Source organism: Cloacibacillus sp. (assembly GCA_036655895.1).
Lineage (GTDB): Bacteria > Synergistota > Synergistia > Synergistales > Synergistaceae > JAVVPF01.
Genome location: JAVVPF010000011.1, coordinates 22,221 through 39,321, shown reverse-complemented (window position 1 = coordinate 39,321; position 17,101 = coordinate 22,221). Strand labels below are relative to the sequence as shown.

Sequence of the window (17,101 nt, the reverse complement as noted above, 5' to 3'; positions counted from 1 at the left end):
CAAAATGTCAGGCACGCTGTATTCTACATTGATATTATCCCGTTATAGTTGATGAAAATTTGATATACTTTAAGTAAAATATGTTAAATATCTACTTAAATTTTATTGTATATGATGGCTGATAGCCTTAATTCTACAAGATTGGATAGCACTAGTAAAAGACGAGAGGGTGACATGATGGAAAATGGATATTATGTAAAGCTGCTGGGTGCGCCGGAACTTTTTGAGAATAATCAAAAGGTGAATTTTCCCTTTTTAAAGGCAAAAATCCTTGCCCTACTCATAATAGAAGAACGTCATGTCTCTCGTGAAAAGGCAGTCGCGTTACTGTGGAGCGAAAAATCCTCCGAAGCTGGAAGGCGCAACCTTAGTAATGCGCTTTGCTGTATTAGAACTATAGCGCCATTTATACATGTGACAAGCTCTGCTTTAGGATTGTCTGAATGTTTTGAATTAAGGCGTGATATTGATAATTTGACCAACATCAAATCTCTTGAGGCTTCAAAAATGGCCGCGCTGTTCGACGTGTATATGGATCTGCCTAAACTGGACGATTTGCCTCTGTTTGAAGAATGGCTCTCTGGACGAAGAGACGAGTATCGCGGGCGGCTGATTGAAAATGTAAAAAAGCGCGCTCAGATGATGGAGCAGCTCAACGCGGCCTTTTCTCTCGCGGATGCGGTCATGTGCTACGAATGGCTTGTAAAGTGGGAGCCATACAATGAAGTCATCAACGGGGAGCTTGTTCGGCTTTATATCAAAACTGACCAGAAGATCAAGGCGGCGGAAGCGGCGAAGAGATTTTCTCTAAGAATAGAGAATGACCTTGGCGTGAAACAAAGCCTTGCATCCGCCCCTCCGCTTGTTCAAAGGTGTAAAAAAGAATTTTCCATAGCTGCGCTGCGCCTGCCCACGGACGATAATCCGCTTGAGCGAAATAACGAGTTGGTGAAGATACTTGCGTTTTTATCGGAAGAGCCTGATCGTGATTTAGTGTTGCCAGCCTCGGTGTTTGTATGGGGTGAAGAGGGCATTGGCAAAAACGTATTAATAAACGACATCGATGCAAAATTGGCAAAAACGGGATGGAAATGCAGCCATATCCGTTGTTTTCAAGAAGAAATGAACCGTCCGCTAGCTTCAATCCTCAAGTTTCTCTATGATGGCAGTGATGAAAGCGAACTTGAGCACCCCTACCTTACAGAAAAAAACATCCCGTCGCTGATTCAGGAACTTATCAAAAAATGTTCGCTCAACTGCAGTTATAAAACGCTGCTGATTGTGGAAAATATTCAATGGATGGATAGCTCGTCGTGGATGATTCTGGAGGCTATATTGTGGAATAGTGATTCTCCGAGATATATTATCGTCAGTGGTTATGAAGAGGCCAGAAGCTTATTTATGTATAGAGCCGGCTTTATTGACGAAGATTTTAAGAAACTGGAAATATTCCTTGGCCGTTTTAACAGAAAAGAAACAGAGACAATTTGCAGACAGTTAAAAAAAGATGTGGAATGGAGCAAGGAACAACTGGACGACATTTATGCAAAGACTGAAGGAAATCCGTTTTTTATTCGGGAGATGCTGGATTTTTATTGTGACGCCGGAGAATATCGAAGCGTAAAGTCGCCCGAGAGTCGTTTTTTGTACCGCGCGGAGATACTCTCCGAAACCGAAAAATTTTTTTTAGAGGCGGTGGCTGTTTTTGGAGATGGCGTTTCCATGCTTCAAATTGCAGACATATTGCAACTAGAGCCTCTTGCCATCGCAAATAGTTATAAAAATATAAAACTCCAGGGTCTTTTGAGGGAATATATAAACGATAAAGGAGAAATTTTTTACTCGTTCACGCACCCTAGGATAAGAGAAGACTTTCTGGCTAAAATGTCTGTCTCGCTGAAAAAAGCGCTTCATGTGAAGATACTTGATTATCTGAAAAAGGATCAAGCAAGGAGCTTTAGAGGGGAACAGGAATATTCCCTGCTTATATATCATTCTTCTGAGGCGTCTTTCAAGGAAGAGGAATTAATGTGGAGAATTGAACGGCTGAAGTTCCACTTTCAACACACACATGTTATTTCCCCTGTACTGAGCGATCAAGAGATAACGGGCTATAATCCTTCAACTGGAGATACCGGATATGTTATGGATGATATAGAGGGCGCCTCCGCACTGTTGGACAACCTTATACGGGCGCATGGCCGTAACGAAAGGCTGCTGTGGGCGGAGAGAGAACTTTTGATTATTGGCGCCGGCTATAACTGTTGGAAGGGAAATTTTACAGAGGCGCGGACGATCCTAGAAGAGGTGTTGAAAAAAGCGCTGAGGGACGGAACTTCCACCAATATAATCAACGTCTGTGAACAGCTCTGTTATCTTGCCGTTGAAACTGACGATCCGAAAATGTTGGGTGTCTATGCTAAGAAGGTTTATAGACTGGCAATGATGGAGCACGATCATTTATGGATAGGAACGGCTTTGAGATTTCTTGCAACATTTCAACTTATGGAATGCCGCTACGACGCAGCTGTCAGGCTGTTGGACATGTCTGTCCGCCTCTTTGAAAAACTTGAGGAGGAGGGTGTTAGTTACACGACCTCTCTTATCGCCGCCGAACATACAAAAGGCAATATCAATATAGCCAGGGAAAATTATAGCGAGGCTCTCTCCCATTTTAAAAATTGCATGTATATGGGCGAATCTCTAATATTGCATCGAGGACAGTCTCTCTTTTTGACAAAGGCTGGATATTGCCTTATTCGTCTTGGGAGAGACAAAGAGGCCGAGGAGATACTTATCAGAACGGAGCGTTTCAACAATATCATTGGCTCTAGCCGTGAGCATTTCGGCGTCTTACAAAATGGAGCTATCACTTTAATACTGTTGGGGTATTTGAGTGCAAAAAATGATGACTGGCAGCTGGCGGAAGATTACTGGAACAGCGCGGATAAACTTGTAAAGAAAATAATGCGTCCTGTCTGGAAGGGGATACTGTACTGGGTAAAGTGGTCTCTTTTGGAGGCCGGTCTCACGCCGCCGCATGAGTTTGCAAGGTTGTTTTTTAGTGAAAATAAAGAATGGTATCATTCTGCATATATAAAAATTTTGAACAAGTCCAGTTGGAATTATTAAGCACCGCTGGAAATAATGAGTATAAAATCAAGTCCGGGCGTGCCGCAGACTCTGCGGTACGGCCGGACTTGATTTAGATAAAGATATAGGAACTTGTGTGGATTTTAAGAAATCGCTGGCTTAGTGTTCTATGTACAGTTTCTCAACGCAGGAGGCGATGATTTTTCCGTTGGAGCTGTCTATCAGAACGGGGCGTTCGTATTCTTTTACACGTCTTTTATAGACGGCGGTATTGTATGGGACGCCTTTGCTTTCACTGCGGCTGTAGGCGATAAAGCAGTTGTTGAGCTCCGAGATAGGAGCGCCGTCCGGCGAAATTTTTACGGTGCAGTGCGACGCCGCTATCCCCAGTCTCCGCAGCAGCGCCGTTATGAACCATCCTTCGTATCTGTAGAGCAGATAGAGTTCGTACCCAAACGGGGTTGTGTGGTCCGCGATATCACGCGTGTCTATGTATAGGTTTCTTATCGGCTTACTGCTTGTCCTGCGGTTTTCGGTTATCTCGCACGCCTCTCCGGAGGCTAGCATCGCCGTCACCTCTTCAAGCGACGCCGGAATTACCGTCGCCTCGTCGCTGAGATCGCTTACGCGGATAGGTTTTGGACTGCCGTTTATGATCAATTCTGTAAATGGTTCTTCCGTATACCTAAAATTGACTTCCGCGTTTGCATTTATGTAGACGGCGGCCGACTTAGGCGAAAGCGTAGTAAAACGCGCGATGTGGGGTGCGCTTACGCCTACCGTCATGCCCTCGAATACTCCCTTGACGCGGCTTGTACGAATAACGGCGTTATTTTTATCGGCGTTTAAAAGCTTCAGGGTGTAGCCTACCAGCTTTATTGCAGACGCTCTCTCCCTTATGACGACGCCAAGCAGACCCTTTACGGCAGCCTCATTTGCAGAGACAGCGCATCTGTACACGCATGGCGCGGCAAGCTGAGAAAAATCCTTCTCGTTCTGATGAAGTTCGTCGGGCGCGGCGAAGGTTTCTTTTTTCTCAAAGGTCAAGACGGGACGGCACTGGCCCCTCACGTCAAGGATGCTGTCGATATATGTGGGCGTGTTTGCGTGATAACCGTCATTTTCAAGATACTGCATCTTCCATCCGTCCGGGATATCAAGCGTATTGCCGTCTTCGCCGCAGAGGCTGCTTATGATTTCAGAAATCAGGATCCCCCGGCAGACAACAGTTTTGAATATGCCGTGATCTTCGTAAGAATAGTTTTGTTCGCATAGGTTGTAATTTTCACAGAGTTCTTCCGCAGAAAAATTATAATATAGCATGCCGCCGTTCCACTCGACCGCACAGTAGAACGAGGCTCGAGAGATGTCCTCTTCCCTTTGCCAAGGCTTTTTCTTATATTGAGGCCGTTTGCCGATTGCAATCGTTGTCTCTATAGGAGAAAACTCCAGCGCGGATATGTCGTCTATGACGACTCCGTCGCCGTATAATTTTAAATCGGTGTTGTTCGTCTGCGGCATACCGTTTGCGCAGTCCTCTGAATGCCACGCCAACATGTACCGCTCTTTTTTTATGGAATCAAGCGTCAGGCGTTCTCCGCTAGAATTTTTTACGCCTATATTCCACCCGTTTATTTTTAACCTGTGCAGCAGCGAGAACAGGTCGATGCCGGTGCATTGATAGGAGTTCCCGGAGATCGTGTAAATTTTCTTTTCGCAGCCTATAGCTATCAAATCGGCCAAGGCGAACGAGCCCCATGGTTTTGAGGATGACAATATAGCAAGGGCCGGCGGAAGGTCCGTAGGCTGGATGCGGCAGAGGTCACGTACAAACGAACATTGGTTGATGTCGCTCGCGCCCCTCTGTCCGAAGATGAGCCGCGGATATATGCCAGATTTGCGCGCGGAAAGAGCCTTGCCGTCCTCCGCTATTCTCACGCTCTCCAGTGCAAGCATCGCTGGGGCCTCTTTTTTGGGTTGATTACCGTCAAAATAATAACGTGCCGTAGTGGGATGTTCAACGATGGCTTTGTAGTTTGTGGCTGCGAAAAGAAGCTGTCCGTTTTTCTCTTCTTCGCTTAGGCCTGCCCTATCGAGCACTTTTTTAAGATCAAGGCCGCCCGCGACGTAACGATGGTCGGTGACTACGCCATGATCCTCACGCGCCGAATATCGGTTCCACCGCCAGCATGACCCCCATTTTTTATTCAGTTCACGCTCTTCCACCAGGCGGCGGAGCTCTGATTCCCCTATTACGAAAATACGCTTTGAATATGTGTGTGTAGCGCCTTCATCTTCAGAGCCATACTTTCTGCCTATAACAAGTCCCCTTAACGGAAGGTCGTTCATTGCCGTCTGAGCCCCTTTTCACCACAAAAAGTATGTAGTCTTCGTTTATATCTCTTTGAAAGATTTGATTGGATCTCGTGTATTTTTTCCGCGTCTTCCTGATAATTGATGTTGAAAAAGCAGTTTTCACTCTTTAAATAAATCGTCGGAAGCATATCGTACATGTCCAGGATGCAGTTGCTGTCTGCGCTCAGCATCTTTTCCGCGCAGGAAAGGCAGTCTGCGTGATATAGGGCGCAAAGAGGTTCTATCACTCCGTCGTGATGCGGGAGTATTATTTTTACGTTTTCTGATGTCGCCTCGAAGAGTTTGAGTATCAAGTTTCTGTTGATGCTGGGCATGTCGCAGGCGGCTACGAAAGACCACTTGCAGCTTGAAACGGTCAACCCCGCGTGGACCCCGCCCAATGGGCCTCGTTCTGTGTAGATGTCCTTAGTTTCCGTGACTCCTGGGATAAGAAATTTGTTGCCAGTGTCGCTTACAATGACCACCTCTGCAAAAAGGTCCCCCCACGTTTCTATAGAGCGCTCTATGAGCAGCTTGTCATCTACCTTAAGAAGGCTTTTGTCACTGCCGAAACGGCTGCTTTTCCCGCCGGCGAGGATGATGGCGGAAACATTCAATATGATCCCTCCGCTTTCTCCAGCACCAAGCCGACATCTTCCCAGGCGCGCCGCAGCGCAAGCTCAGTCAGTTTATCCGCCTCAGTAAAACAGTTTAAGAGCGGAATATCTTCAAGATGCCCCAAGCACTCTGCGGCTTTGCCGGAAAGCGCGAATGTCTGCGATGTACAAAGTGACGCGGCCTCTTCGATAGACGAAGCTGTTACAATTTTGGGGATGTCCAGTTTCTTGAATCCTTCAAGAATCACGACGTCGAAGTTCAAACACGGAAGTATCTCACAAAGCGTAAGCTGTCTCCCGTAAACGAAGGATGTGACCTCTGGAGTTCTAAGTACGGCGGCGGAGGCTCCCGCCGCTCTTTGACGGCCCGTGTCCGACCCCGTGTTCTCCATTGCGATATCTTTGCAGCCGCTGTCCTTGATCGTAGCCACCAACAGGCCGCGTCCTGAAATAGAGCGGATAAGCGCCTCTGTTACCGTAGTTTTTCCGGTCTTTGAGAAACCGCTGACTGCAAAGATACGCATCGCTTTGACTGACTCCTATTTTGATACCGGCGGGGTTTTACCCGAGAACAGTTTATTCTCAGAGCCCTTCCAGAAGATTGCCATTCCAAGATAGGCGAATATTATTGAGATGAGCGGCGTCAGATAGTTGAGGAAGGCAAAGGGCGCGTAGTCCCATGTAGGAACGCCGAGTGTGCCCGAGATAAAGGCTCCCATCGTCGTCCACGGTATCATTGAACCCATGCATGTCGAACCCTCTTCTGTGAGCCTGCTGAGCATGGCGGGTTTCAGGCCTCTGTCCTCGAAACATTTTTTATAAACCGTGCCGTTGAGGATGATGCCAAGGTAAACTTCAGCCATCGCGGCAGTAGAGATAGTGCAGGAAACGATTACAGTCAAAACAAGCGCGCCAGCGCTGTGGATCCTATTCATCACTCCGCTGATGAGCACTTTGAGGAACCCTGCTTCTTCAAGTACGCCGCCTAAGGAAAGAGCAAGGAACGATAGAGAGAAGGTCCACATCATGCTCTGGATGCCGCCGCGCATGAGGATCTTGTCAACAAGCGCCACGTTGGTGGAGTGTGAGTAGCCGTAGTTCATCGCGGTCAGTACCTGCGCGAACGAGAGTCCTTGGAAAAGCATCCCAACAAGCGAGCCTGTCAGCGCGCCGATAAACATAGCCGCAGTCGCGGGAACCTTCATAAGACTTAAGGCAAGCAGCACGAAGAATGGGATCATCACCAGCGGATTTAAATTAAAGGTCTTTTCAAGCGTCGAGGTGATAAGCTCCACATCTTTGAGGTTGAGTTCTCCGCTTGCGTACTGCAGGCCGAGCACGACATAAAGAGCGAGAGCTATGATGAATGCCGGTATAGTAGTGTATAGCATGGCTTTAATGTGGTCATACAGCCCGGCGCCAGCTGTGACGGAGGCAAGGACCGTTGTGTCTGAAATGGGAGACATCTTGTCGCCGAATACAGCGCCGGATACAACCGCGCCTGCAACCCAGGAGGCCGGCATTCCAAGTCCCATCCCCATTCCCATCATAGCCACTCCCATGGTTCCCGCCGTGCCCCATGATGTACCGGTGCAGAGAGAAGTGAGCGAGCAGAGCAGGAAGGCCATAGGCAGGAAAATGGCTGGGGATATCAACTTTAAGCCATAGTACATAAGAGCCGGAACCGTTCCGGCTGAGATCCATGAACCGATGAGCACGCCAATAAGAATAAAGATAAACATTGCCGGCAGGCCTCTCGTAACGCCTCCGGCCATTGCGCCGGAAAGTTTTTCAAAACTGAACCCCTGCGACATGGCAATAAGTATTGTTGAAAGAAGCCCCAATATCAGCAATATGTGTAAATCCACATGCAGCGTCAATATACCCACCATCAATATGGCGACTATCACTACCAAAGAAAGAAGCGACGAGCCAAAACTAGGGAGCTTATTGGTTGATTCTGACATAAACGCACATCTCCTTCAACTAGATTTTAATTGGTTAAACTAAAACAAGCTGCATAGTATTTTGCGCAAAAGTCTTATTTATCATGATATAATCATTCTATAATCTCTGAACTTAGTTCACAATGTGTGCGTTTATATATAAACAGGCTAAGATATGTAGAAATATATATAAGAGGTGCCTCTTTTATGGAAACTAAAAAAATGACAGAGATGTTTGATAAAGCCAAGGTCCTTTTCAGCCATTTCAACTCGCCCGATTTTTATAAATTTTTGTTTTCGCAAATGGAGGCTGAGATGCCCGCCGCGAAAGCCATGCTTATATATGCCTATGATGCAGAGCAGCAATGTCTGCGTATAGAACATGCGTATGGATTTGAACGCAACGTAAAAGGCAGCCATCAACTGCTTGCCTCGGAGGGGCTTTGCGGCGGAGTCTTTTCCACCGGCCAGAGCCGGCTCATATCAAACCCGTATGAGATAAAGGGCGTTGCCGGCGATGTGGAGCTGCTGGTGGAATTGATGCGGCTTGACAAGGGCAACCAGTCGCCCTTTCCCTCGTCGATAATCACGGTGCCAATATTGCTGGAGGAGCACACATACGGAGTGATAATGCTCTTAAATTTTTCTCCAAAGGATACCTTCTCCCAACGCAATCTTGACTATGTGGAGGGCATGGCTCAAATAGTCGCGCTTCACTGCAAGTTTGAGCGTTTAAATAATGAAAACGTACATATGCAGGAGGAGCTTTCCCTGATAGAGGGCGTCCTTGAACGCGATGCTGATATGCAGCTCTATTCCGGCGTTGTGTCGGCGGCTTTCAGCGCAGTATTCTTCAAGGGACAGGAATTTTCCGAAATGCTCAAGCTGGCATCTTCATATATTTCGCTTCCGATGGCCTTATATAATATGTTCCTTGAAAGACTCAGCTGCACGGATGACGCAGAGGATTACTTCCTCCCAGTGAATATAATGGATGCTATCCGCCAAGGTGCGCCGCAAAAAAGGCGTCAATGTCTGGTGCAGGGCGATAAAGTCGTCTATTTTATCAAAGTGCAGTATGGCGGGATGACGCGCGGCATCTTAGCCATTTGGGCGCCGAACGAACTCATCTCCAAAAAAACATGGGTGATAATAGAGACGCTTGTGTTTTATCTTTCGCTCGTATGGCTAAAAAAAGCTTCTGTGAATGAATATAACAGAAACCTGAAAAGCGAACTTCTGACCGGCATATTGTCGGGTAAGCGTGACAGCAGTCTGTTGACGAAGGTAAAAATGCTCGGACTGGAAAAAAGCAGCAGCTTTTTTGTACTGCTGGTCTCCGTCCCGGATGTCGTCAATCATCTTGACTACTGTGAAAAACAGGATGGAATATCTCTTGTCCGCTCACTTGAAGAAACCATAAAGGGAAAAACAGAAGGGAACATCATCGTCCCCGAATATAATGACATCTGCATTATCGCGTCGTGTAGCACCCCAGAATGCAGCACGCGCAGATACAATAATATAGTCAATGATCTGATAAAATCCATAACGGCTCAAAAACCGGAACTGACGGTAAGCGGCAGCCGAATATATGAGACGATATATAACGTCAGAAAATGTTACTGGGAAGCCAACCAGTGCCTTACTATAATAAACAAATACTTCATTCACAGAAAAAGCGCGAACTATCTTGATATGGGAGTGCTGCGCCTTCTTTTGACGCAAAAAAAAGAGGACATAGAAGCTTATCTGGAAGATATCCTTGGGCCGGTTGAGGAATATGACAAAAGCAGGGATACAGATTTGCTCCGAACTCTCTTCTATTATGCGCGCTTCAATAAATCAATCAGATACGTTTCCGCGAAGCTTAATATTCACCCTAACACACTCTACCAAAGGATAAAAAAGACAGAAGACCTTCTCGGGTACGATTTTGAAAATCCGATGGATTGGTTCGATATTCAGGCGGCAAGCATCATGTACGGATTAGTATATACAGACCTAATAACTAAGCTCTAAAAGATAAGATAAAGAATGTTTTTGCCTAAAAGAGAAAATGTGGATACCTACATAAAAGGAAACTTTTTATTGTATGGCTGTATACTGTCATGATGCTTTCCTTGGTTTATACTCTCCATATCTTATAAATCTCTGAAATACATTACTTGCAGAAGTTTTCTGGCCCCGACGCAGAGTTTTGATCTGGCTGAGAGATATTCACGCCGCAACCTGATCCTATGTCGCAGGCGGGGGGGATTTTTGGCAATAATGTAGATGCGGAGATTGGATAGGATATATAAAGAGGAGGTATCTTCCATGGAAAAGACTTCGAAGGTCACACGTTTGATAAGCTCTCTTCACCCGCTTGTACTGATATTCTCGCTTATTTTTTTAGCGGCGGTTCTGACTCATCTTATTCCCGCCGGAGAATTTGAACGGGCGGCTGATCCCAATACTGGCAGAACTATCGTTGTATCGGGAACTTTTCACAGAGTAGACGCCGTTCCTGCGACTTTTGCCAGTTTCATGACCTCCATAAACAACGGAATAATAAACTCCGCCTCTATCATTGCGTTTCTTTTTCTTGTCGGCGGAGCCTTTGGGATAGTCAATTCCACCGGCGCTATCTCTTCTTTGATGATATGGTTTGTATCAAAAGTTAAATCAGAGAAGGGGCAGACGCTCTTAATAATATTATTGATCGCCTTCTTTGAAATCTGCGCCGGTACTTTCGGTATGGCGCTGGAATCTTTAGTCTTCGTTCCATTCCTGATAGCCCTCATGGTTCGTATGGGCTATGACCCGCTGGTTGGCGTCGCCATTCCAGTTATTGGATGTAATATTGGATATGGCGCGGCGTACATAAACCCGTTCAGTTTGGGGATAGCGCAGGGCATAGCAGGACTGCCGTTTACCTCAGGAGCTGGCGTGCGCATTGCGCTGATGTTGATTTATCTTGGGATAAGCTCTTTCTTTATCATCAAATACGCAAATCGGGTAAAGGAGGACCCGTCCGCCAGCCTGTGTGACCGCGGAAGCTACGAACCGCCAAAATCGGATGGTCTGTCTCAGGCGACCTTTACATCCGCCCATAAAAGAGTCCTTGTCATATTTATCGCATCAATAGCGTTGCTCATATATGGGACCTCTTTCTTGAACTTCTGGATGGCGCAATGCGCGACAGTATTTCTGGTGATGGGGATCCTGTCTGGAGTGGCCGATAAAAAGTCTCCCAACGAAATTGCCGGCGAATTTGTTTCAGGAGTTAAAGAAATGGTGCTCCCGTGCCTGCTGGTCGGTTTTGCCACAGCTATCAATTCTGTCTTAAGCTCTGGAAAAATCCTGGACAGCATAGTTTATTATATGGCTCTTCCGCTGAAAGATTTCTCTCCGTTGGTATGCGCCCCTCTGATGGCAATAGTCCAAACGTGCGTTAATTTCTTCATAAGTTCGGGTTCTGCCCAGGCGGTCGTCATGATGCCCCTGATGGTTCCGATTTCAGATCTGCTTGGCGTAAACCGTCAGGTCGCCGTTCTTGCCTATCAAATAGGAGACGGGCTTTCAAACATGTTCTGGATAACAGGTATGCAAATGCTTATAAGCATCGGCATCGCCAAGGTTTCATATATCAACTGGCTTAAATTTGCCGCGAAGATATTCTTAAGCAACCTTGTTGTCGGTATGATAGTTTTATCCATTGCCCAGGCTATGAACTGGGGTCCATTCTAATAATATCAAGGAGCTGGGTGAAATGACGAAGAAAATATACACTAATGCGACGATCATTGATGGAAACGGCGGGAAACCCCTCCAAAACGGGGCGCTGCTGGTAGACGATGACAGAATCACAGCGGTCGGCGAAGCGCGTGAGTTTTGCGGCTGCGAAGAGGCTGAAGCTGTAGACTGTACGGGCAAAACTATCATGCCTGGTTTGATAAACGGACACGTACACTTTTTCATGGAACCATACACATGGGAGCGGAACGCTTGCATACAACAGCCTTTGTCCGGGCTTTGTCTGGACATCCAGAGCAATATGAAAAAAATGCTCCGCTCCGGCGTTACCTACGCGCGCGACCTTGGCGGCGTCTTTGATTTGGATATGCAGTTCAGAGGATATGTAGACGAAGGGCGTGTCGAAGGACCTGAAATGATATGCGCGCGTAATCCGCTCACCATAACGGGAGGACACGGCGAAGATTTCAGCATGGTCTGCGACGGACCGCAGGCGTTTATCCACGGAGTGCGGAGTCAAATACGTGGAGGAGCCGATCTCATAAAAATAATGGCGACAGCGGGCTATGCTCGCCCGAAAATGCGCGTCAATCATTCGATAATAGCGGACACAATCTACATGTCGCCCGAAGAGATAAAGGCCTCCACGGATGAGGCGCACAAGATGGGAAAGATGGTAGCGGCGCACTGCTGCGGTTTCGCGGGCGTTTATAATTCCGTCATGAACGGAGTGGACACCATTGAGCACGGACAGTTCAGAGAGCCGGAGAGCGACGAGGCGAAGGCGCTCGCGGACGAGATGGCAAAGCGCGGCGTCTGGCTTGTGCCTACGCTTGCGGCCTTTTTCAAGGAATACGACCGCGAGGAAGTTGAGAAACAATATCAGTCGGTCATAGAATCTTTCCGCCTCTGCCTGAAGGCGGGAGTCAAGATAGCAATGGGCACAGACGCTGGCGTGCCGTGGGTTGGCCACGATAAGACGGCGGCCGAGCTGGAACATATGTCTCTTTACGGAATGACGGCGATGGAGGCCATCGTTGCGTCAACAAAGAGCGCGGCTCAGATGCTGGGCGTTTCTCAAAACTACGGGACGCTTGAAGGCGGAAAGTACGCGGATTTCCTCATCCTCGAAAAAAATCCGCTTGAGGACATCACAGCTTTACAGCACAATCTTCAAGCGGTGTTCAAAAAGGGACGCGCCGTTGGCGCGCAGGCGTAAGATCGTCGCGCAGCCTCCGCTTTGCTCTATAGTTTGGTAAATACCAGGACCAGCCGTCGGGTTGGTCCTGTGTCAATTCTATTCTTAGACGCCGATATTGACCGCGCCCTAACGGCGGCGCATCTGTGGAATGATATATGTGAATGACTACAGTAATTGGCATTTAATACTGTAGTCCGACATATACTCAAGGAGAGAACGGTGTTGTTATAATCGGGGTGCAGCGGCTCATAGACAACCAATATCGGCTTCGGAAGGGGCGATGTTATTGCATACAGTCATTATCGGAAATGGTGCGGCGGGCCTGGCGGCGGTCAGGGCCTTTAGAAAATATGATAAGCAAAGCCGTATCACAGTAATATCAAAAGAGGGAGGAGCGGCCTATTCAAGGGTGCTTCTGCCGTATGTTCTGCGTGGCAAGCTGTCATACGATAAATTATTTTTGCCTTATGCGGAAAGATTTGAAGAGCTTGGGGTAAATTATGTTGAGGACGAGGTGCTTTCGCTGAATGACGCGTCGAAAGAGATATCTCTTGCCAGAAGCGGCGTCCTACCATACGATAAGCTGCTGATAGCAAGCGGCTCAAGGGCGCTCTGGCCTCCGGTCAAAGGAGTGGAGCAGGAGGGCATACACCACCTGTGGACCAGAAAAGATTTAGATGCCCTCATTGAAGCTTTTAAAGAAAAAAGACATGTGCTCATCATAGGTTCCGGTTTTGTTTCTCTTCAAGCGGCCTGGTCCGCGCGATCTCGCGGCCTTGACGTGACGCTTGTGGAGATAGCCGACAGGCTCATGCCGCTTGTGCTTGACGAACGAGGTAGCGCTCTTATGGCGGAGCAGATGGAAAAATTCGGCGTCAAGGTGTTCACCTCTACAATTACAAACGAAATAATTAAGAATGATGACGGCAGTTTTCGTATCCTGTTGAAAGACGGCGGCGAGATAGATTCGGATCTTATAATTGTAGGCGCCGGAGTCGGCGCAAATATAGATTTCTTAAAGGGAAGCGGCGTTGAGTTTGGACGCACCATCCCAGTGGACTCCTTCATGCGCACAAACGTTCCAGACGTATTTGCCGCGGGAGACGCGGCGGCAGGCCCCTCCGCCTTTGGAGACGAACACGTCACGCACGCCCTGTGGCCCACAGCGGTCGAAATGGGAGCTGTAGCCGGCTCGAATATGGCGGGGAAAAATATCAGTTACGACGGCAGCCTGAACATGAATGTAACGCACATGTTCAATGTGACGGTAGCCTCAATGGGTAAGTTCAACAGCAAGGATATAGACGAATCCTACGTATATGACGCGGAGGCGGGAAAAGGCTACTGCAAGCTCTGCTATAAAGACGGCCTCATCGTCGGGATATGCCTGGTTGGCGTTGCCGAGGCGGTCAGCATGTTCGGACGTCTGCGCCCCATTATTAGAAAACACCTCGCCGTGGAATGCTCCCCGACGAAGCTGGACGCGTTTCTCAACATCAGATACTTTGAAAGGTAAGATCGGGGAGGTTCTATGATGAAAGTAATTACCATGGACAGGTCAAAATGCGTTGGATGTAGAAACTGCGAGCTGGCCTGCGCCTTTATGAATTCAAAAAACACCTGTGAGCGGGAAGAATCCATGATCAAAGTCAATCACTACATAGACGAACACGCGGTCATTCCCATGACCTGCCTTCATTGCGAAGAGCCTTGGTGTATGGCGGTCTGCCCTTCAGGCGCCATCACGCGCGACCCCTCGACCAACGCGGTTGTAATACAACAGGAAAAATGCGCCGGATGCAAGATGTGCATCCTTGCGTGCCCATACGGCAACATACACTTTGACGCGGAGCTTCAGGTGAGCCGCAAGTGCGATCTCTGCGGGGGGCGTCCGCGCTGCGTCGGCCATTGTGTCGCCGGTGCCCTGAACTTTGAAGAGGTAGAGGATTACACAAAGAGGTCCCGCAGAAAAGCAGATTTACAACTGTTGAAGCAGATGAAGGAAAATTGTTTCCACAAGGAGGCAAAGAAAGATGACAAATAAAAAAACAGTCGAAACTACCTGCCGCATGTGCGGGACGCTCTGCGGCATAAAGGCGCACATAGAAGACAATAAAGTCGTTGAGATCGAAGGCAACCCCAATCATATTTTCAACAAAGGGCGCGTATGTATCAAAGGCAGTTCCGCCGCCACGTGGCTCAACCTGCCAGACCGTCTCTACAAACCGCAGAAACGCCAGCCGGACGGCAGTTTTAAAGAGATAGAACTTGACCAGGCGATGGACGAGATAGCGGAGAAGCTCCTTCTGATACAAAAAAAATATGGAGATAACTCCATAGGGATATGGAAGGGCGAGGGCATAGACTTTGCGCAGCAGGAAAATCTTGCGCGCCGCTTCGCCCACGCTGTAGGCACGCCCAATTATTTTTCAAACGACACGCAGTGCTACGCTTCGCGTCATATAGCCTTCTATCTGGTTTACGGATGTTGGCCCCTTGCGGACTACGCAAACGCAGACCTTATCATAAACTGGGGTACTAACGCTCCGCTTTCCCACTCACATTGGATGCAGGCGATCAACGAGGGGCGCGAAAGAGGCGCTAAGCTGATGGTCGTAGATACGCGCTACACTGAAATCGCCCGCCAGGCGGACATCTATATTCAGATACGGCCAGGGACGGACGGCGCTCTCGCTTGGGGAATAATCCGTGAGATGATAGAACGTGACGAGATCGACCACAAGTTTATTGATGACTTTACCGTTGGTTACGATAAAGTCGCCGAATACTGCAAGTCCTTCACGCCGGAACGCGTATATGAAATAACCGGCGTAAAGCCCGAAGTGCTCATGCAGGTTGTGGACGAGATAGCCAAGGCCCGTCCGCGTCTTGCGAGTTGGGCTGGCTGCGGGCTGGAGCATCAGATCAACGGCGTGAACAATATCAGGACGATAACGATGGTTGACGCGCTCTCCGGGGCTACCGACCGCAAGGGAGGGATGCGCATACCGATGGATTTCGGGATGCCAGACCTCACCTTGTATAATGAAAAACCCCTTACTGAACTTGATCCAATAGGCGCAAAACGTTTTCCCGTACTCTACGAGATGCGCCGCGAGTGTCACACGGGGATGTTAATGGATCAGATCATAAGCGGCGAACCGTACCCCTTCAAAGGTCTTGTGATGACGGCGGCAAACCCTGTACTTACAAACGCAAACTCCGGTAAGGTGACGAAGGCGCTCTCAAGCCTTGATCTGCTCGTCGTAAAAGATCTTTTTATGACTGAAACGGCGAAAATGGCCGATTACGTCATACCTGCCGCCTCATACCTTGAAAGGGAAGAAATGTTTTTCAACGGCACAAAAAGGGCGGCCTTTATCACCGGTAAATATCTGGACTACGGGCTTCAGACGGAATATGAATTTATCAAAGGGCTTGCGGAGAGAATGAACGCCGGCCAATACTTCCCATGGAAAGACGACCATGAGCTGAACGAGTGGCTGCTGGCTCCCACCGGATTCACAACGGAAGACCTTCATACCGCGCCGGGAGGTTTTATATTTGGAGAGAACCCGTATGAAAAGCATAAGATAAAGCAGAGCGCCGAAGAAACTCGATTCTTCAGCACGCCAACGGGCAAAGTTGAATTTTACAGCGCCCATCTCGAAGCTAAAAAGATACCCGGCATCGACGGACTTCCGCAGTACCACCCGCCATACCATCTTGCCAATCCTGATCCGGAATATCCAATCCTGCTCTCTACAGGGGCAAGGAAACAGAAATTTTTCCACGGGAGATACCGCAACATCCCGCAGCTATACAAGGCGGAGCCGCACGCGCATCTTGAAATGCACCCAGACGACGCGGCTGAGCTGAAGGTAAGAGACGGGGACCGCGTGCGAGTCTCTTCACGTATAGGCAGCTTTGAGACGACTGTTCAGGTGATGGACGCAAAGGAGATATTCAGGGGTTCTATGCAGCATACGCACGGCTTTGTCGATGAGAATGTCAACGATATAACCTATGATGACGTCTCAGATCCCATTTCAGGGTTTCCCGTGCTCAAATCTGTGCAGGTGAAGGTAGAAAAACTGCTCTAAAGGCTATGGCAAAGCCCAGGCAAGAGAAAGGAGGCTGTCGCAAAACGC

At 48.2% G+C, this 17,101-nt stretch carries 11 protein-coding genes; 7 read left to right on the top strand and 4 right to left on the bottom strand.

The window, feature by feature from the left end:
* The first annotated feature begins 174 nt into the window (after window positions 1-174).
* Entirely contained in the window at window positions 175-3,132 is a 2,958-nt protein-coding gene (locus RRY12_05090; protein ID MEG2184029.1) for an AAA family ATPase, read from the top strand.
* Between the two features lie 120 nt (window positions 3,133-3,252).
* Here RRY12_05090 and RRY12_05085 read toward each other — a convergent pair whose 3' ends face one another.
* From RRY12_05085 to nhaC, 4 genes are read right to left on the bottom strand one after another with little or no spacing between them, the layout of a single operon-like run.
* Window positions 3,253-5,442, bottom strand: a complete 2,190-nt coding sequence (locus tag RRY12_05085; protein ID MEG2184028.1) for a hypothetical protein — start codon at window positions 5,440-5,442, stop codon at window positions 3,253-3,255.
* The gene (locus RRY12_05080; protein ID MEG2184027.1) at window positions 5,439-6,065 is read right to left on the bottom strand and encodes a molybdenum cofactor guanylyltransferase; all 627 of its coding nucleotides are present in this window, start codon (window positions 6,063-6,065) and stop codon (window positions 5,439-5,441) included. Before RRY12_05080 ends, RRY12_05085 begins: the two co-directional genes overlap by 4 nt.
* Window positions 6,062-6,589 (bottom strand): molybdopterin-guanine dinucleotide biosynthesis protein B, encoded by a 528-nt coding sequence (gene mobB, locus RRY12_05075; protein MEG2184026.1) that lies wholly within the window; start codon window positions 6,587-6,589, stop codon window positions 6,062-6,064. The genes RRY12_05080 and mobB overlap by 4 nt, the downstream gene beginning before the upstream one ends.
* 15 nt (window positions 6,590-6,604) lie before the next feature.
* Entirely contained in the window at window positions 6,605-8,032 is a 1,428-nt protein-coding gene (gene nhaC, locus RRY12_05070) for a Na+/H+ antiporter NhaC (protein MEG2184025.1), read from the bottom strand.
* Between the two features lie 186 nt (window positions 8,033-8,218).
* On the opposite strand from nhaC, the gene RRY12_05065 reads away from it, so the two are divergent.
* The 6 genes from RRY12_05065 to RRY12_05040 all read left to right on the top strand — a co-directional run bounded on the left by RRY12_05065 (window position 8,219) and on the right by RRY12_05040 (window position 17,053).
* A complete protein-coding gene (locus RRY12_05065; GenBank protein ID MEG2184024.1) occupies window positions 8,219-10,033 on the top strand; it encodes a helix-turn-helix domain-containing protein in 1,815 nt (604 codons plus the stop codon).
* A gap of 297 nt (window positions 10,034-10,330) precedes the next feature.
* Window positions 10,331-11,743, top strand: coding sequence for an AbgT family transporter (locus RRY12_05060; GenBank protein MEG2184023.1), 1,413 nt, complete (start codon window positions 10,331-10,333; stop codon window positions 11,741-11,743).
* A gap of 22 nt (window positions 11,744-11,765) precedes the next feature.
* A complete protein-coding gene (locus tag RRY12_05055) occupies window positions 11,766-12,968 on the top strand; it encodes an amidohydrolase family protein (protein ID MEG2184022.1) in 1,203 nt (400 codons plus the stop codon).
* A 268-nt stretch (window positions 12,969-13,236) separates the two neighbouring features.
* Window positions 13,237-14,466, top strand: a complete 1,230-nt coding sequence (locus tag RRY12_05050; GenBank protein MEG2184021.1) for an FAD-dependent oxidoreductase — start codon at window positions 13,237-13,239, stop codon at window positions 14,464-14,466.
* An 18-nt stretch (window positions 14,467-14,484) separates the two neighbouring features.
* Window positions 14,485-14,994 (top strand): 4Fe-4S dicluster domain-containing protein, encoded by a 510-nt coding sequence (locus tag RRY12_05045; protein MEG2184020.1) that lies wholly within the window; start codon window positions 14,485-14,487, stop codon window positions 14,992-14,994.
* A complete protein-coding gene (locus tag RRY12_05040) occupies window positions 14,984-17,053 on the top strand; it encodes a molybdopterin-dependent oxidoreductase (GenBank protein ID MEG2184019.1) in 2,070 nt (689 codons plus the stop codon). Before RRY12_05045 ends, RRY12_05040 begins: the two co-directional genes overlap by 11 nt.
* The last annotated feature ends 48 nt before the right edge of the window (window positions 17,054-17,101 follow it).